Annotated in this window: 16 protein-coding genes and 1 other RNA gene; 11 read left to right on the forward strand and 6 right to left on the reverse strand. The window is 58.8% G+C overall.

The window, feature by feature from the left end:
• Nucleotides 1–44: 44 nt before the first annotated feature.
• The gene (locus tag AT6N2_RS09945) at nt 45–1,436 is read left to right on the forward strand and encodes a dipeptidase (protein WP_209086171.1); all 1,392 of its coding nucleotides are present in this window, start codon (nt 45–47) and stop codon (nt 1,434–1,436) included.
• Nucleotides 1,437–1,838: 402 nt separating this feature from the next.
• Here AT6N2_RS09945 and AT6N2_RS09950 read toward each other — a convergent pair whose 3' ends face one another.
• Entirely contained in the window at nt 1,839–2,048 is a 210-nt protein-coding gene (locus AT6N2_RS09950; protein ID WP_003492998.1) for a cold-shock protein, read from the reverse strand.
• A 471-nt stretch (nt 2,049–2,519) separates the two neighbouring features.
• On the opposite strand from AT6N2_RS09950, the gene AT6N2_RS09955 reads away from it, so the two are divergent.
• From AT6N2_RS09955 to AT6N2_RS09965, 3 genes are all read left to right on the forward strand, one after another.
• The gene (locus AT6N2_RS09955) at nt 2,520–2,978 is read left to right on the forward strand and encodes a YbaK/EbsC family protein (protein ID WP_144576245.1); all 459 of its coding nucleotides are present in this window, start codon (nt 2,520–2,522) and stop codon (nt 2,976–2,978) included.
• Between the two features lie 140 nt (nt 2,979–3,118).
• A complete protein-coding gene (locus AT6N2_RS09960; RefSeq protein WP_144576246.1) occupies nt 3,119–5,413 on the forward strand; it encodes a transglycosylase domain-containing protein in 2,295 nt (764 codons plus the stop codon).
• A gap of 269 nt (nt 5,414–5,682) precedes the next feature.
• A complete protein-coding gene (locus tag AT6N2_RS09965) occupies nt 5,683–6,408 on the forward strand; it encodes a sugar transferase (RefSeq protein WP_144576247.1) in 726 nt (241 codons plus the stop codon).
• Nucleotides 6,409–6,565: 157 nt separating this feature from the next.
• Here AT6N2_RS09965 and AT6N2_RS09970 read toward each other — a convergent pair whose 3' ends face one another.
• Nucleotides 6,566–7,141, reverse strand: coding sequence for a c-type cytochrome (locus tag AT6N2_RS09970; protein ID WP_063949343.1), 576 nt, complete (start codon nt 7,139–7,141; stop codon nt 6,566–6,568).
• Nucleotides 7,142–7,291: 150 nt separating this feature from the next.
• On the opposite strand from AT6N2_RS09970, the gene AT6N2_RS09975 reads away from it, so the two are divergent.
• Together AT6N2_RS09975 and AT6N2_RS09980 are read left to right on the forward strand one after the other, a co-directional pair.
• Nucleotides 7,292–8,047: a 3-deoxy-manno-octulosonate cytidylyltransferase gene (locus AT6N2_RS09975; protein ID WP_063949342.1), complete on the forward strand. Its 756-nt coding sequence runs from the start codon at nt 7,292–7,294 to the stop codon at nt 8,045–8,047.
• Nucleotides 8,048–8,059: 12 nt separating this feature from the next.
• The gene (locus tag AT6N2_RS09980) at nt 8,060–8,923 is read left to right on the forward strand and encodes a prephenate dehydratase (protein WP_209086174.1); all 864 of its coding nucleotides are present in this window, start codon (nt 8,060–8,062) and stop codon (nt 8,921–8,923) included.
• Nucleotides 8,924–8,943: 20 nt separating this feature from the next.
• Here AT6N2_RS09980 and nudC read toward each other — a convergent pair whose 3' ends face one another.
• On the reverse strand, nt 8,944–9,906 hold the full coding sequence (gene nudC / locus AT6N2_RS09985; RefSeq protein ID WP_209086177.1) for an NAD(+) diphosphatase: 963 nt from the start codon (nt 9,904–9,906) through the stop codon (nt 8,944–8,946).
• The gene (locus AT6N2_RS09990; protein WP_063949788.1) at nt 9,906–10,334 is read right to left on the reverse strand and encodes an HIT domain-containing protein; all 429 of its coding nucleotides are present in this window, start codon (nt 10,332–10,334) and stop codon (nt 9,906–9,908) included. Before AT6N2_RS09990 ends, nudC begins: the two co-directional genes overlap by 1 nt.
• Nucleotides 10,335–10,399: 65 nt before the next feature.
• Between AT6N2_RS09990 and ffs the strand changes: the two genes are divergently transcribed.
• From ffs to AT6N2_RS10005, 3 genes are all read left to right on the forward strand, one after another.
• Nucleotides 10,400–10,496, forward strand: an RNA gene (ffs, locus tag AT6N2_RS09995) — signal recognition particle sRNA small type.
• A gap of 95 nt (nt 10,497–10,591) precedes the next feature.
• On the forward strand, nt 10,592–12,469 hold the full coding sequence (locus tag AT6N2_RS10000) for a DNA polymerase III subunit gamma/tau (RefSeq protein ID WP_209086180.1): 1,878 nt from the start codon (nt 10,592–10,594) through the stop codon (nt 12,467–12,469).
• A 24-nt stretch (nt 12,470–12,493) separates the two neighbouring features.
• Nucleotides 12,494–12,817: a YbaB/EbfC family nucleoid-associated protein gene (locus AT6N2_RS10005; protein ID WP_063949339.1), complete on the forward strand. Its 324-nt coding sequence runs from the start codon at nt 12,494–12,496 to the stop codon at nt 12,815–12,817.
• A 54-nt stretch (nt 12,818–12,871) separates the two neighbouring features.
• Here AT6N2_RS10005 and AT6N2_RS10010 read toward each other — a convergent pair whose 3' ends face one another.
• Complete coding sequence (locus AT6N2_RS10010) at nt 12,872–13,507, reverse strand: MOSC domain-containing protein (RefSeq protein ID WP_209086195.1); 636 nt, start codon at nt 13,505–13,507, stop codon at nt 12,872–12,874.
• Nucleotides 13,508–13,544: 37 nt separating this feature from the next.
• On the opposite strand from AT6N2_RS10010, the gene recR reads away from it, so the two are divergent.
• Entirely contained in the window at nt 13,545–14,150 is a 606-nt protein-coding gene (gene recR / locus AT6N2_RS10015; protein ID WP_003524309.1) for a recombination mediator RecR, read from the forward strand.
• 38 nt (nt 14,151–14,188) lie between these two features.
• Complete coding sequence (locus AT6N2_RS10020) at nt 14,189–15,454, forward strand: lytic murein transglycosylase (protein ID WP_209086209.1); 1,266 nt, start codon at nt 14,189–14,191, stop codon at nt 15,452–15,454.
• Here the strand turns inward: AT6N2_RS10020 and AT6N2_RS10025 are convergent.
• Nucleotides 15,446–15,928, reverse strand: a complete 483-nt coding sequence (locus tag AT6N2_RS10025; RefSeq protein ID WP_233282434.1) for a GNAT family N-acetyltransferase — start codon at nt 15,926–15,928, stop codon at nt 15,446–15,448. The genes AT6N2_RS10020 and AT6N2_RS10025 overlap by 9 nt on opposite strands.
• Nucleotides 15,929–15,974 lie beyond the last annotated feature (46 nt).

Genomic DNA, 15,974 nt, shown 5'->3' on the forward strand with positions numbered 1-15,974 from the left:
GTTTTGTTTCTCGCCGGGTCACGACAGACATGACAGGATCAGCGATGACAGACGTTTCCCCCATTCTTTCCACCGCCGACGATAATCTCACATCCAGCCTGGAGCGGCTGTTCGAGCTGGTGCGCATTCCCTCAATTTCCACAGACCCAGCCTACAAGGCGGAGTGCCGCAAGGCGGCCGAGTGGCTGGTAAGAACGCTTACCTCGCTCGGTTTCACGGCATCCGTGCGCGATACGGCCGGCCATCCCATGGTGGTGGCGCATCATGACGCAGCCACCGAGGACGCACCGCACGTCCTTTTCTACGGCCATTATGACGTGCAGCCGGTTGATCCGCTCGATCTCTGGGAAAACGATCCCTTCGAGCCCGCCGTCAAGGATATCGGTGCCGGCCGGCAGGTGATCACGGGGCGCGGCACGGCAGACGACAAAGGTCAGCTGATGACCTTCGTGGAGGCATGCCGCGCCTATAAGGCGGTGAATGGCGGCCTGCCGGTGCGTGTCACCATTCTTTTCGAAGGCGAAGAGGAGTCCGGCTCGCCATCGCTCAAGCCTTTCCTCGAGGCCAATGCAGAGGAGCTGAAAGCCGATTACGCGCTGGTCTGCGATACCGGCATGTGGGACCGTGACACACCTGCCATTGCTGCCGCGCTTCGTGGTCTCGTCGGCGAAGAGGTCGTCATCACCGCCGCCGACCGCGACCTGCATTCCGGTCTGTTTGGTGGTGCGGCTGCGAACCCGATCCACATCCTCACCGATATTCTTGCCGGCCTTCACGATGAGACCGGCCGCGTTACGCTTCCCGGCTTTTACGATGGCGTGGAAGAGACGCCAGCCAACATCAAGGCCTCCTGGGAAACGCTGAGCCGGACCGCGGAAGCCTTTCTCGGCGAAGTCGGTCTCTCGATCCCATCAGGCGAAAAAGGTCGCTCCGTGCTGGAGCAGACCTGGGCGCGACCGACGGCCGAAGTCAACGGCATCATCGGCGGCTATACCGGCGATGGTTTCAAAACCGTGATTGCCGCGAAGGCCTCTGCCAAAGTGTCTTTCCGCCTCGTCGGCCAGCAGGACCCCGTAGCCATTCGCGAAAGCTTCCGGGCCTATGTGCGCTCGAAGATTCCCGCCGATTGCTCGGTGGAATTTCACGAGCATGGCGGCTCTCCGGCCATTCAGCTGTCTTATGATTCGCCCGTTTTGACCAAGGCCAAGAACGCGCTTTCTGAGGAATGGCCAAAACCGGCTGTCGTCATCGGCATGGGAGGCTCGATCCCGATCGTTGGTGATTTCCAGAAGATGCTGGGCATGGACTCCCTGCTGGTCGGCTTCGGACTGACCGATGACCGTATTCACTCCCCGAATGAGAAATACGACCTGCAGTCCTTCCACAAGGGCATCCGCTCCTGGGTCCGCATCCTCGACGCGCTGGCTTCGAAATGATGCAAAAATGAGAAGGTGCCGGAAGCTCGGTGCCTTCTCATTCCATAAAAACAAAAAGGCCGGGCGAGCCCGACCTTTCTATCCGTTTTTGCGTCAATGCCAGTACATCCGTGGTCAAAGCGTTCAAACGGTCTGATGCTCCAGAGCGCGTCGAATAACTCAACGCTGCTTTCCGGCTCAGGATCAGCTGCTTTGGTTAATCTTTGGTTAACGCAACAGCAGCGGCACTCTATAAAAGCGCCATTCCCAAGCTTCGGGCCTGGAGCACCGTTGAACCCTATATTGTCATCCGGCCTTGCCTTTTCAAGGGCTACTGCGAAAAGCGCTGCCCGCAAAAGAAAAAGGCCGGAAAAATCCGGCCTTCCCATTCATGCATGTGACCCTTTCGGGTCAAAGCGCTTATCAGGCAGCAACGAGGTTACCTGCGGACATCTTGCCCGAGCGACGGTCCTGCATCAGCTCGTAGGAGAGCTTCTGGCCGTCGTTGAGGGCGGTCAGACCTGCACGCTCAACAGCAGAGATGTGAACGAACACGTCCTGCGAACCGTCGTCCGGCTGAATGAAGCCGTAGCCCTTGGTTGCGTTGAACCACTTAACTGTACCAGTCGCCATAACGATTTCCTTCCGTTGGCAATTTTGTATTTGCACTGCGAGCAGTGCGGACTTGGGTCGAATTTGAAGGAAAAGATCGTCGTGAGCGTCAAAAAAGACGCCGAAGCTCTGGTCGTCAAACAAATATCGATGGCGAAGTACCTAGGTCGCAAGTCGCAGAAAGTCAAGTTTCTTTGAACGAAACGATCACGTTAGGCTATGCCGGGCGAGAGGAATTGAAAGCTCCAGACAGCAAAAACCCGGCGCGGGAGGAGGTGCGCCGGGTTCTTAAAACTGACTGACAATTGGGAGGAGGAGTATTGTCAGTCCAATCGGGCGACGCTGGGAGGAGGAGTGCGTCGCTTCGATGATTTGAAGATACAGCATATCAGCTTAAAAAACAGACGCTTCATCGCAGCGCAGCATTGCGGAAAACGCATAGCTTGCGCGCGGCACCTTGAAGCGACTCGTCGTAACGCCTAAGAAATACGCATGTCTATTGAATCTGTCAGAGCCTTTTTTGCCGAGAAGTCGCCCGAAATCACCGTGATCGAGACGGAAGCCAGTTCGGCAACCGTCGCACTCGCGGCCGAGGCGCATGGCGTTGACCCCGACCAGATTGCCAAAACGATCTGCCTGAAGGCGGGTGATCTCGTTCTTCTCGTCGTTACCGCCGGGACAAAACGGCTGGATAACCGCAAATTCAGGGATCATTTTGGAGCGAAACCGCGCATGCTTGGGCCAGAGGAGGTTGTTGCGGTGACCAGTCATCCGGTAGGCGGTGTATGCCCATTCGGCCTGCCCTCGGCCCTGCCGGTCTATTGTGACCTGTCGCTTAAACAGTATGGCGAAGTGGTGCCTGCTGCCGGCGCCACCAATGCTGCCGTCAAGATTTCGCCCGACGTGATGGCCGAACTGACGGGCGCGGCGTGGATCGACGTCTGCCAATGACGCCGATGTGATCCCTTAAAGACTTAACCCCGCCTTAAATTGCCGCATTTAAACTCTTCATCCTGGATTAAGGATCGAGCAGGCATAGAAGCTTAACCCTGACGGGTGTGCGGTTTTGCAAAAGGAGCGATTTAGGCTGGATGGCAGGCAAGGGAAAATCACGCGAACGGGTAGAACCTTCCTTCGGGGATTTCCACGAGTCCGGTGATGACCTGCGTCTTGATGCCAGCGAGCGCATCAGCGGAACTGCAAAGCAGGAAGCCAAAAAAGCAAAGTCTCCAGCAAGCCGCAGAAAATCCGGAAAAAGCCAAAAGCGCAACCGCAGTTCAGGCCGTGGCGTCACGGGGTTCATCCGCTCACTGTTCTACTGGTGCATCGTACTCGGCATATGGGGCGGCATCGGTGTTGCCGCGCTTGTCCTTTATTACGGCGCGCGGATGCCGAGCGCCAGCAGCTGGTCCATTCCCGAACGCCCGCCGAATGTGAAGATCGTTTCCGTCGATGGCAGCGTTCTTGCCAATCGCGGCACCACCGGCGGTGAGGCGCTGGCGCTGGAAGACATGTCGCCCTACATCCCGCAGGCCGTGATGGCGATCGAGGACCGGCGGTTCTATTCGCATTTCGGGGTCGATCCGCTCGGCCTCGGACGCGCCATCGTTACGAACCTGTTGACGGGGCGCACCGTTCAGGGTGGCTCGACGCTGACGCAACAGCTGGCAAAAAATCTCTTCCTTTCCCCGGATCGCACGCTGGAGCGAAAGGTTCAGGAAGTTCTGCTGTCCTTCTGGCTGGAGCACAAGTTCACCAAGGACCAAATCCTGGCGATGTATCTCAACCGCGTCTATTTCGGCTCCAATGCCTATGGCGTCGAGGCGGCCTCGCGGCGGTATTTCAACAAGTCGGCGCGGGACGTCAATCTGGGCGAGGCAGCCATGCTCGCCGGACTTCTGAAAGCCCCCTCGCGTCTTTCACCCGCGCGCGATCCGCAGGCGGCGGAGGAGCGGGCGCAGGTCGTGCTGCAATCCATGCGCGATGTCGGTTTCATCACCGACGACGAGATCAAGACTGCCATGTCGCAGCCGCCGACCAAGGCGAAACGTTTCTGGTCAGGCGCCGAGCATTATGCCGCCGATATGGTGCTGGAGGAGGTTCGCAATCTCGTCGGCGACGTCAAGCAGGACATTGTCGTCGACACGACGATCGATCCCAATCTCGAACGCGATGCCGAAAAGGCGCTGTCCCACGTCCTCCAGGGTGACGGCAAGAAACAGGGCGCTTCACAGGCAGCGCTGGTTTCCATTGACGGGACGGGCGCGATCCGCGCCGTCGTTGGCGGGGCAGATTACGCCCAAAGCCAGTTTAACCGCGCCGTGAAAGCAAAAAGGCAGCCCGGTTCGGCTTTCAAGCCCTTCGTATACGTCGCAGCCCTCGAATCGGGCTTGACCCCATACACCATCCGCAACGACGGGCCTGTACGCATCGGCAACTGGACACCGGAAAATTACGAGAAGAAATATCGAGGCGAAGTCACGCTCGCAACGGCTCTCGCCAATTCACTGAACACGATTGCCGCGCAACTGGTCATGGAAGTCGGACCCGAGCGGGTAACCCAGGTGGCGCATCGTATGGGCATTGAATCCGAGCTCCAGAACAATGCCTCCATCGCGCTTGGCACGTCGGAAGTATCGCTGATGGAGCTGACCGCCTCTTACGCCCCCTTCATGAACGGCGGCTACAAGGCGACGCCGCACATCGTCAAACGCATCACCGATGCCGACGGCAAGGTGCTTTATGAAAACAAATACGACAATCCGCCGCGCGTGCTGAGCGAAGAGATTGCCGCGACCATGAACGGCATGTTGTCCCGCGTCATCACTGAAGGCACCGGCAAGGCCGCGCGCCTGCAAGGCTGGCAGGCGGCAGGAAAATCTGGCACGACGCAGTCCTTCCGCGACGCCCTTTTTGTCGGCTACACCAGCAATCTCACCACCGGGGTCTGGTTCGGCAACGACGATGGCACATCGATGAAAAAGGTAACGGGCGGCGGGCTTCCTGCCCGCGCCTGGAAAGACTTCATGACGGCTGCCCACTCCGGCCTTTCGCCCGCGCCGCTATTTGGCCTCGGTGCAGGCGGTGTACCGCCGCTTGGCGACATGCAGCAGCCGGCGCCTGAGAACGCCCCCTCCTCCATTGGCGACCTCATTTCCAATGCGCTCGGCGGTGGATCGACTGACAGTCGGGTCTATCCCGACGCTCCCGCTCCAGCGAACCAACCTCAGCCCGGCCCGCCGATGCCGCCCGCCACTCTACCCTCCCGCGATATCGAACCCGGCTATTCAGCCGAGAACGGCCCCGTCCCGCCCGCCGATATTGGTGGTCAGGCGTCACCCAGGCCCAAGCAGACGACCCTGCTCGACATTCTGATGGGGAATTGACGGCAAAAAGCCGCAGCAGACCCCGATCTCAGGACTGGCCACGTTTATCCTATTAGCATTTAGCTTTCAAACACCCGTTGAAGCGGCTGCATCCGCAGTCCCGGGCATGCCTGGCGTAAGGCCGCAACATAAGCGTGCATGCACATTAACCTTAGATTGATTTTTGTAAAAAAGAAGCTACATTTCAGCAGTATTCTATGGTAAATAAATTGTTAACCATTAATATATTTTAATATTTCCAACAAAAGAACTTTTCAGGGCGTGATATTATGCTGGGTACTGAAAGCTCGTCGTCGGCTGCTTTTTACGGGGCAGCCAATTCTACATTAGCGACTTTTGAACTGACACCGACGCAGCCTTCCTTTGAAAAAGGCATCTCGGCGTCTAAGCGCAGTCAGTTCGCGCTGAAAAGAATGATGGACATAGCGGGGGCAACCATTGCCCTTGTCGCGCTCGCCCCCGTGTTGATCACGGTAGCAGCGCTGGTGAAACTGGATAGCAAAGGACCGGTCCTGTTTTCACAGGTGCGTTGGGGCATGAACGGACGGAAGATCCGTGTCTATAAATTCCGCTCCATGAAAAGCGATCTGTGTGATGCGACCGGTGTAGCGCAAACGGTTAAAGACGATCCCCGCGTTACCCGCGTCGGCGCTATTCTTCGCCGCACCAATATTGATGAACTGCCGCAGCTTCTGAATGTGCTGAAGGGCGATATGTCCCTGGTCGGGCCGCGTTGCCATGCCATCGGGATGCTGGCCGCAGGACGCCTCTACGAAGAACTGGTTCCGCACTATCACATGCGGCACCGGGTGCGGCCGGGCATTACCGGCCTTGCGCAGATGCGAGGTTTGCGCGGCCCGACGGACCGCAGCGACAAGGCGCGCGCCCGGATCGTCTCAGATCTTTATTACGTCGAGAATTTTTCGATTTGGCTGGATATCAAGATCATGGTCGGCACCGTGATATCCGAGGTGCGCGGCGGCAAGGGCTTCTGATTCTCACGTCCGCCGCTTCGATTGCCCTTGCGTCGTCTCGACGGTGTTGCAATCGCCCTCAAGACAAACAAGGCCGGAACATCATAACGATGCTCCGGCCTTTAATGTATAAGCCCGGCAGCGCTGCCGGGCTTTCATCATGCAACCATGAAGACAATCAGTTCATCGGTGCGGGCGGCGCATTCGGATCCGGAAGCGGCGCAGGGCTTGCCGATAGCGAGCGCAGATAAGCGATGAGGTCGGCTCTTTCCGTTTCCTTCTTCACGCCTGCAAAGCCCATGGCCGTGCCGGGAACATGTTTCTTCGGAGCTTCCAGGAAGTAGTTGAGGTGATCGTAATCCCAGTGGACGGAGCCGCCCTTGGAAAAATCCTTCATCGCTGCGGAGTAGCTGAAACCTTCGTGGCTGGCGATCGGCCGGTTGACGACATCGAAGAGATTGGGGCCGACCTTGTTTGGACCACCACTCTCTCCGGTATGACAGCTCGTACACTTCTTGAAGACCGCCTCGCCCTTGGCGGCGTCGGCGCTCGCAAGCAGTTTTGCAATCGGCGTCGCGGCTGCCGCAGCTTCTCCGCCACCGGCTTCGCCACCGCTTTCGGCGGCAACAATAGCGAAACCTTCCTTCTCGGGCGCCGGTGCATGGAAAATGCCCTCAGAGGCAATCGACACCGACATCAGAACGAAAACCGTGCCCAGCAACGCCCCAACGCCCATATTAACATAAGAATTCATCTATATGCGCTCCCTCGCATCCGCTCCATATAACCGGGCATCTTGAAATTGCTCGAAAGCTATGGCTTTTGCACAGCCTGCGCAACTTGAATAATGTTCCCCACACCGTGACGTTTTGACACTTTTCGGTCGGGATTTGAAGGGTGTCGGATGAAGAATCGGGAATTCGAGAAAGCTGTCGTCCTCATACCGGCGCGGATGGCATCCACGCGCCTGCCTGGCAAGCCGCTCGCCGACATCGGCGGCAAGCCGATGATCGTGCAGGTGGCACTGCGAGCGCGGGAAGCAGGCGCGGAACGAATCGTTGTTGCCGTTGATGACGAACAGGTGTTTTCCGCCGTTCAAAGTGCGGGTTTCGACGTGATGATGACGCGCGACGACCATCAATCCGGTTCGGACCGGATTTTCGAAGCGCTGCAAAAGGCCGATCCCTACGGCAAGGCCGACTATATCATCAATGTCCAGGGTGACCTCCCGACCATCGAGGCGGAAACAATTCGCGCCTCGCTGCGCCCACTGGAAAATTCCGCCGTCGACATTGCGACGCTGACGGTCGAAATCACCGATGAACAGGAAAAGACCAATCCCAACGTCGTGAAAGTCGTCGGCAGCCCGCTTTCCGATACGAGACTGCGCGCGCTTTATTTTACGCGCACCACCGCGCCCTATGGCGATGGCCCGCTTTATCATCACATCGGTCTCTACACCTATCGCCGTGCAGCGCTGGAGACATTCGTAAGCCTGCCGCCGTCCCCTCTGGAAAAGCGCGAACGGCTGGAGCAGTTGCGGGCACTCGAGGCCGGCATGCGCATCGACGCGGAAATCGTCCACTCTGTACCGCTCGGCGTCGACACGCCGCATGACCTCGAAAAAGCCCGCAAAATTCTCGCAAGCAGAACCCATTAACGGACAGTTTTCATGAGCCTGACCACCAATCGTATTGCCTTCCAGGGCGAATTCGGCGCGAATTCCGACATGGCCTGCCGCGACATGTTTCCGGATATGGAGCCTCTGCCGTGCCCGACATTCGAGGATGCCTTCAACGCCATCGAAAACGGCGAAGCTGACCTCGGCATGATCCCGATCGAAAACACGCTCGCCGGCCGGGTGGCGGATATTCACCATCTGCTGCCCGAATCACGCCTGCACATCATCGGCGAATATTTCATGCCGATCCGTTTTCAGCTGATGGTGATGCCGGGCGTGACGAAGGACGAAATCCGCACCGTGCACAGCCATATCCATGCACTTGGCCAGTGCCGCAAGATCATTCGCTCCAACGGCTGGAAGCCTGTCATCGCCGGCGATACCGCGGGTTCGGCAAGGCTCGTTTCCGAAACGGGCGACCGAAGCATGGCTGCCCTTGCGCCGCGCCTTGCCGCCAGCCTCTACGGCCTCGATATTCTCGCCGAGAATGTCGAGGATTCCGAGAACAACGTCACCCGATTCGTGGTGCTGTCGCGCGATGAAAACTGGGCGAAGCGCCAGACGAGCGACGAGATTCTCGTCACGACCTTCGTCTTCAACGTCCGCAACATTCCCGCCGCGCTTTACAAAGCCATGGGCGGTTTCGCGACCAATGGCATCAACATGACCAAGCTTGAGAGCTATCAGCTGGGCGGCAAGTTTGTGGCGACGCAGTTTTATGCCGACATTGAGGGGCATCCCGAAGACGAATCCGTGCGGCACGCGCTGGATGAACTGCGCTTCTTTTCCGAGAAGGTCCGAATTCTCGGAGTTTACAAGGGTCACCCCATGCGCGGCAAGCTCAACCAGAGCTGAGCCAACCGCAGGCCGTTAGGTCACTTTGGCCACTCCACCCAATCGCGCATCAGCCGATGCGCGATTGCGCCGATCGGCGGAGCCGACAAACCTTCCCCCGCCGGTGCGTCCAGCATCTTCGCCACCTCTTCTCGTGTGAACCAGCGGCAATCCTCAAGCTCTATTTCGTCGCGCGCAATTTCGGATGAGAGCGCCTCGGCATAACAGCCGATCATCAACGTGTGCGGCATCGGCCATGGCTGGGACGCGTGGTAGCGAACACGACCGACGTCGACGCCCGATTCCTCATGCGTTTCCCGGCGCACGGCCTGTTCGATCGTCTCTCCCGGCTCAACGAAACCGGCGAGGCATGAATACATGCCCGGCGCAAAATGAGCGCCGCGGCCAAGCAGGCAAAGATCGCGCTCGATGTCGATCGTCATCATGATGACGACGGGATCGGTGCGGGGAAAAATCGTGTGGTTGCAAGCCGAACAGATGCGCTTATAGCCGCCGATTCGCAGCTCCATGGTGCCGCCGCATCGTCCGCAGAAACGATTGTCGCCGTTCCAGTGCGTCAGGCTGACGGCTTGGGCCACCTCGCTCAACAACTCTTCATCCAGCAGATGATCGCGGTAAAGTGTGCGGGCATCGGCCAGCTTGTAGTGGCTTGCCAGCTGGTCCTCCGCGATGGCGACGGGCACCGCAATACGTGGTTCGCCGGTTTCGCGATAGCCGAGCAGCACGGCATTGTCGAAATCCGGCTGCAACTCTGCCAGTTCATAGGCGGCGAACAGGGGGTCGATCACCTGCTCGTCATGCTTGAGGACCAGCCGGTTACCTGAAAAGGCGAAAATATGGGTGCCGTCGACTTTCAGCGCCTCGGCAACGCACTCCTCGGCGCGCTTTTCGGCGAAACGGTCGAGAGCATTTTTGGAAAAGGCCGTCAGCAGGCTTGCTTCGGGATGGGGTGCCGTGGTTTCGAAAATTTTCATTGATATCATCAGAGCGCGCCGGAGATTTTTTTCATGAGGCTTTCCTTTTCGCCCGCCGCATACGGTACCGCCGTTCCGTGACCCCAGATGGGACCGGGCCAGCAGGTGTCGCCTTCATTGCGAGCGATAATGTGGACATGCAGCTGCCGGACGATATTGCCCAAAGCGCCGACATTAATCTTGGTGGCTCCGGTGATGTCCTTCAAGGCGGATGCGACGAGATTGGTCTCGAATGTCAGCACGGCCTGATCGAGCGGAGTGAGATCGAACAATTCGCTGACGCCATCCCGCTGCGGCACCAGCACCAGCCAGGGCCAGCGACTGTCGTTTTGCAAGCGCAGCTCGCAAAGACCCAAACGTGTCACAAGCACGCTGTCGCGCGCCAGTCTTTCGTCCAGCTGGAATGTCTCCAAGGCGTCCTCCATGTTTGTTTTCATCGTGATAGCAGTTTTTTGAAGGCTTGGCTTGCATTTGCTGTCGATATTGCCGATATGTGGCCCCGGGAGGTTGGTGGTGGACGAGCCACTCGCCAACCGGGTCAGGTCCGGAAGGAAGCAGCCCTAACGAGCCCGGCACGGGTCGCCGTGCCAGCCTCCCACCTTTTTTAAATGCCGTGCTCAGCTTTCGCCGGGCCAGTTCCGCGCCCCAAGACAACTGCGCCCCAAGATAACTGGCAAAACAAACTGGCGAGGCGATGAGCGATACCGTACCCACCACATCGAGCGAATCCCAGGTCGGGACCGGCTACCGGGTACTGGCACGCAAATATCGCCCGAAGGATTTTTCCGATCTGATGGTCGGCCAGGAGCCGATGGTCCGCACGCTGACGAATGCGTTTGAGACCGGACGTATCGCGCAGGCCTATATGCTGACGGGCGTTCGCGGTGTGGGCAAAACCACCACGGCCCGCATTCTCGCCCGTGCGCTGAACTACAAGACCGACACCATCGACAAGCCGACCATCGATCTGCGCATTCCCGGCGAACATTGCCAGGCGATCATGGAAGGCCGGCATGTCGACGTCATCGAGATGGACGCCGCCTCCCATACGGGTATCGACGATATTCGCGAGATTATCGAGCAGGTGCGCTATCGCCCGGTCTCGGCGCGTTACAAGGTCTATATCATCGACGAAGTACACATGCTCTCGACGCAGGCTTTCAACGGTCTTTTGAAGACCCTGGAAGAGCCGCCGGAGCATGTGAAGTTCATCTTCGCGACAACGGAAATCCGCAAGGTTCCGATCACGGTTCTGTCACGCTGTCAGCGGTTCGATCTGCGCCGCATCAGCGCTGCTGATCTCGTCGGGCTGTTTACCGCCATTGCCGGCAAGGAAGGCTTCGAGGCCGATCCGCAGGCTCTATCCATGATTGCGCGTGCGGCCGAAGGTTCCGCCCGCGACGGCCTGTCGCTGCTCGATCAGGCGATTGCGCATGGCGGCGGCCGTGTGGAGGCAGAAGCAGTGCGCGGCATGCTGGGTCTTGCCGACCGTGCGCGCATCGTCGATCTTTTCCAGCATATCGTGAAGGGTGATGTTGCCGCTGCCCTTGCGGAATTCAACGGGCAATATGAGGCCGGCGCGAACCCCGTCGTCGTGTTGAACGATCTTGCCGACTTCACCCACCTCGTCACTCGGATGAAATACGTGCCTGATGCGGCGGAAGACCCCTCGCTCTCCGAAGTGGAGCGCGTGCGTGGCGCGGAGTTTGCCGACACCATCGCCGTGACGGCGCTGTCGCGCATCTGGCAGATGCTGCTGAAGGGAATTCCGGAAACGGAAAACGCTTCTCGCCCCGCCGGTGCTGCCGAGATGGTGCTGATCCGACTTTCGCATGCCGCCAATCTACCCGCACCTGAGGATGCGGCACGTCGCCTGCTCGAACTTTCGAATGGCGATGGCGGCGGTTATGCCAATGGCGCGCCTTCAGGCGGCGGCAATGGTGGTGGCGCGCGCGCCTATTCGTCGGCGCAGACCGTGGCAGCCGGAAGACCTGCAGAATTTGCCGCCCCGAGGCAGGCCGGTCCGCAGCCATCCACGATGCTGCGCGCCGTTCCAGATAGCCGGCCGCAGGAGATGCAGGTCGCTTCCCCGAAAACCGAAGAGAGACCGGAGCCGAAAGTTCCCGTTAATTCGCTGCAGGATATAGCCGATCTCTGCCAGAAAAACCGCGATCCGGTCATGCGGGCGAAGGTTCGCAACTTCGTGCGGCTGGTGCGGCTGGAGCCCGGCCGGCTTGATATGCGCCTCGGCGAGGGCGCACCCGGCTCACTTCCCGGCGAACTAGGCGTTAAGCTGAAGGAATGGACCGGCATCCACTGGATCGTCAGCCTCAGCAAGGAGCAGGGCGAGCCGACGCTTGTCGAAGCCGAAGGCAACGCCCGCGATGCGCGTCTCGTCGATGCACGGCAGGACCCTGACGTCGCCGCGATTCTGGCGCAGTTTCCGGGTGCTAAAATCACCGACGTGCGCATCCGCGCCGCGTTGCAGGATGAGGCGGAGGATATCACCCCGCCATCGGTTGCCGAATCGAGCGAAGGCGACATCCTTCCCGGCGACGACATCGAGTTTTAAACAAGAAGAACAGGAGATTGGCATATGCGCGACATCATGGGCATGATGGGCAAGGTCAAGGAAATGCAGTCCAAGATGGAGAAGGTGCAGGAAGAAATTGCTGCGCTTGAAATCGAAGGACGTGCCGGCGGCGGTCTGGTGACCGTTATCCTGAACGGCAAGGGCGAAATGCGTGGTCTGAAGATCGATCCGTCGCTGCTCAAGGAAGACGAAGTCGAAATCCTCGAGGACCTCATCGTTGCGGCCCACAAGGACGCGAAGGGTAAGGGCGAGGCGCAGGCCCAGGAAAAGATGGCTGGCCTGACCGCCGGTCTGCCGCTGCCCCCCGGCATGAAGCTGCCATTCTGATTTGATGATCTGTCCGCCATTCCGGCCTTCAGCCGGTTTGGCGGTCATCTGTTTTCAGACTTCCAGCATCGCCCGGAACCGGCTTGCCAGCGGTGTTTCGAGATAGGCCGCACGTTCCGACACGCTTAGCCGCAATGGACGAAATCGTTGCAAAATGGTTGGTATCGCCAGCTTCGTTCCCTGATAGGCTTCAAAGGCGATCTCCTCCCCGGCAGCGAGCATTCCACCGCTCAATACCCGGCAATAAAAACCCGGATGGCCCGCATGCCGGAACCGAGGAGCGAAATCGGGATCGCCGATCCGGGCCGACAGCGTGGCGCAGGGAATGCGCGCGGCGGTCACTTCCAGCACGACTTCATTTGCCTTGAACCTGTCGCCAACGTGCAGCTCTGCGCTGTCGACATCATCGATGACCAGATTTTCGCCGAAAAAACCCGGTTCAACCGCATAGCCAAGAGAATGGGACCAGAAGTCGAGATCGGCCGAACCCATGACGTAGATCGCCTGGTCCGGCCCGCCGTGGTGTTTGCGATTGCAAACGGCGTCGCTGACGATGCCCTGGGCATCGACCATCACCGGCCCCTGCACCGCGTGCTTGAAGATACCCGTCTTCGTCGTCTTTCCCGGCAGGCTTGTCGCCTCGCCCCGGCACACCGCCCGTATTTTCATGGACTGCCCTTCGCGCTTCATGATTCCCGTTTCCTAATTTATGCAGTAGAAAGCGCTCATGGCAAAACGAGTCACTGGCCCTGAAATCGAAAAACTGATCCAGCTTCTGGCAAAAGTGCCGGGGCTTGGCCCCCGCTCGGCGCGCCGGGCGGCGCTGCATCTCATCAAGAAGAAGGAGCAGCTTCTCGGGCCTTTGGGACACGCCATGGGCGAAGCCTACGACAAAGTGAAGATCTGCTCCTGCTGCGGCAATGTCGATACGATCGATCCCTGCACCGTCTGCACCGACGACCGGCGCGATCAGTCGGTCATCATCGTGGTGGAAGACGTGTCGGATTTGTGGGCGCTCGAGCGGACAGGCGCGATGAACACCGCCTATCATGTTCTGGGTGGCACGCTGTCGCCGCTGGACGGCGTTGGGCCGGAGGACCTGAACATCAAGGGCCTCATCGACCGTGTGAGCGCCGGCGGCATTCGCGAACTCATCATCGCCGTCAATGCGACTGTGGAAGGGCAGGCAACCGCCCATTACATCACCGACCGCCTCTCCGGTCTCGACATCAAGATCACCCGGCTTGCGCACGGCGTGCCGGTGGGCGGTGAGCTCGATTATCTCGATGAGGGGACATTGACGGCGGCGCTTCGGGCGCGCACGACAATCTAAAGCGCCCCTCCCTCCCCGTCATTCAAAGAGGAGACCGAATGCGAAACCGTTTTGCCACGAAGGCACTGGCTGGCCTTCTTTCCGTTTTTTCAGCAACGACGGCGTTGGCGCAATCGGCACCGACAGGAGCGGCGGCAGCGCGATATGATGTCGAATTTCATGCCTGGCTGAAAAAAGAGATCTGGCCGGAAGCCCGCAAGGCCGGCATTTCGCAAAAGACGCTTGAAGCCACGCTCAGCGGTCTGTCCATCAGCTGGAACCTGCCCGATCTCGTCATTCCCGGCCAGAAACCGCCGAAGGAACAGAGCCAGAGTCAGGCGGAATTTTCCTCGCCAGGCGCCTATTTCTCCGAAAAGCGGCTACAGGGGCTAGCAGCCACCGGGCGTTCGCTTGCCTCCACCCACGCGGCGACGCTACGCCGGATAGAGGCCAAATATGGCGTGCCCGGCGATATCGTCGTTGCCATATGGGGCCGCGAATCCGGTTTCGGTCGGGCAAAACTTCCCCATTCCGTGATCGATGTCTTGGCCACGAAGGCCTATATGTCCACCCGCAAGGAGATGTTCCGTGCCGAGCTTATCGATGCGCTGAAGATCGTCGAAAGCGGTGATATCGCTGCCTCGCGCATGATGGGTTCCTGGGCCGGTGCGCTCGGCCAGCCGCAATTCATGCCGTCGAGCTATCTGAAATATGCCGTGGACTTCGATGGCGACGGTCATCGCGATATCTGGAATTCAGTGCCGGATGCATTGGCATCCATAGCGAACTATCTTTCTGCGCGCGGCTGGCAACGCAATCGCGACTGGGGTTTCGAAGTATCCATCCCGGCCAATGTCTCCTGCGCGCAGGAAGGCCCTGATCTGGCCCGGCCGGTGGCCGACTGGGCGAAGATGGGCATTACCCGCATTTCCGGAAAAGCCTTTCCCGCCAATGACCTGACCGCCGATGGCATGATGCTGGTGCCGGCCGGGCGGCATGGGCCGGAATTCGTGGTGACACCGAATTTCTACGTCATCAAGGAATATAACAATTCCGATCTCTACGCCCTTTTCATCGGCAATCTCGCCGACCGCATCGCCCATGGCGCAGGACCGTTCAAGGGGGAATGGGGCAATGTCGGCTCTATGCTGCGCTCGGATGTCCTCACCATGCAGAAGGCGCTGGTCGCCAAGGGTTACGATGTGGGAAAGGCGGACGGGCTGGCCGGTTTCAAGACGCGTCGCTCACTCGGCGACTGGCAGACCAAGAACGGTCTGGCGCCAACATGTTTTCCTGATGCGACGCTGAAGGGCCGCCTACGCTGATTTCCATGGGTCCGTCACCGGCTGCGCACGCCATTCGTAGAGCGCATCCGGCAAATTTTCCTCGCAACCGGACCCGTCCGTTTCCCGCACTTTGCGGAAACCATGGCGCTCGTAAAAGCTTATGGCGCGGATATTTTGCTGGAAGACCCACAGTTGGAGGCGCATTTGTCCTTGCTTCGCTTTATCCAACAACTTCATTCCGAGATTTTTGCCCACATAGGCGGGTAAGCAATAAAGATGATCCAGCCATTGGAGCCGGAAGGCACAAAAGCCAGCTAAAATCCCGTCTTCCTCCGCAACCCAGACTTCACTCTCGGTGAAAACAATATTGCTAAAATATTCTCTGTCTTCTTCGAAACTGTGTAGGTCCGGCACATAGGGAAGAAAATGCCGGCGGGAAATACGTGCTATTGCGGCGACGCTCTCGCTTTCTGCAAGTTCCGCACGCCTGAAGACAAAATTCCGATCTTCCATATCGCATTCCACCTTTTTGCAGCCTATGCGCATTTTGCAAAACGAA

Origin of the sequence: Agrobacterium tumefaciens, assembly GCF_017726655.1 — a bacterium.
GTDB lineage: Bacteria > Pseudomonadota > Alphaproteobacteria > Rhizobiales > Rhizobiaceae > Agrobacterium > Agrobacterium tumefaciens_B.

What these genes read in the sequence shown, in the direction of transcription:
- AT6N2_RS09945 (WP_209086171.1), top strand. Translation starts at nt 45, where the DNA reads ATGACAGACGTTTCCCCCATTCTTTCCACCGCCGACGATAATCTCACA.
- AT6N2_RS09950 (WP_003492998.1), bottom strand. Translation starts at nt 2,048, where the DNA reads ATGGCGACTGGTACAGTTAAGTGGTTCAACGCAACCAAGGGCTACGGC.
- AT6N2_RS09955 (WP_144576245.1), top strand. Translation starts at nt 2,520, where the DNA reads ATGTCTATTGAATCTGTCAGAGCCTTTTTTGCCGAGAAGTCGCCCGAA.
- AT6N2_RS09960 (WP_144576246.1), top strand. Translation starts at nt 3,119, where the DNA reads ATGGCAGGCAAGGGAAAATCACGCGAACGGGTAGAACCTTCCTTCGGG.
- AT6N2_RS09965 (WP_144576247.1), top strand. Translation starts at nt 5,683, where the DNA reads ATGCTGGGTACTGAAAGCTCGTCGTCGGCTGCTTTTTACGGGGCAGCC.
- AT6N2_RS09970 (WP_063949343.1), bottom strand. Translation starts at nt 7,141, where the DNA reads ATGAATTCTTATGTTAATATGGGCGTTGGGGCGTTGCTGGGCACGGTT.
- AT6N2_RS09975 (WP_063949342.1), top strand. Translation starts at nt 7,292, where the DNA reads ATGAAGAATCGGGAATTCGAGAAAGCTGTCGTCCTCATACCGGCGCGG.
- AT6N2_RS09980 (WP_209086174.1), top strand. Translation starts at nt 8,060, where the DNA reads ATGAGCCTGACCACCAATCGTATTGCCTTCCAGGGCGAATTCGGCGCG.
- nudC (WP_209086177.1), bottom strand. Translation starts at nt 9,906, where the DNA reads ATGATATCAATGAAAATTTTCGAAACCACGGCACCCCATCCCGAAGCA.
- AT6N2_RS09990 (WP_063949788.1), bottom strand. Translation starts at nt 10,334, where the DNA reads ATGAAAACAAACATGGAGGACGCCTTGGAGACATTCCAGCTGGACGAA.
- AT6N2_RS10000 (WP_209086180.1), top strand. Translation starts at nt 10,592, where the DNA reads ATGAGCGATACCGTACCCACCACATCGAGCGAATCCCAGGTCGGGACC.
- AT6N2_RS10005 (WP_063949339.1), top strand. Translation starts at nt 12,494, where the DNA reads ATGCGCGACATCATGGGCATGATGGGCAAGGTCAAGGAAATGCAGTCC.
- AT6N2_RS10010 (WP_209086195.1), bottom strand. Translation starts at nt 13,507, where the DNA reads ATGAAGCGCGAAGGGCAGTCCATGAAAATACGGGCGGTGTGCCGGGGC.
- recR (WP_003524309.1), top strand. Translation starts at nt 13,545, where the DNA reads ATGGCAAAACGAGTCACTGGCCCTGAAATCGAAAAACTGATCCAGCTT.
- AT6N2_RS10020 (WP_209086209.1), top strand. Translation starts at nt 14,189, where the DNA reads ATGCGAAACCGTTTTGCCACGAAGGCACTGGCTGGCCTTCTTTCCGTT.
- AT6N2_RS10025 (WP_233282434.1), bottom strand. Translation starts at nt 15,928, where the DNA reads ATGGAAGATCGGAATTTTGTCTTCAGGCGTGCGGAACTTGCAGAAAGC.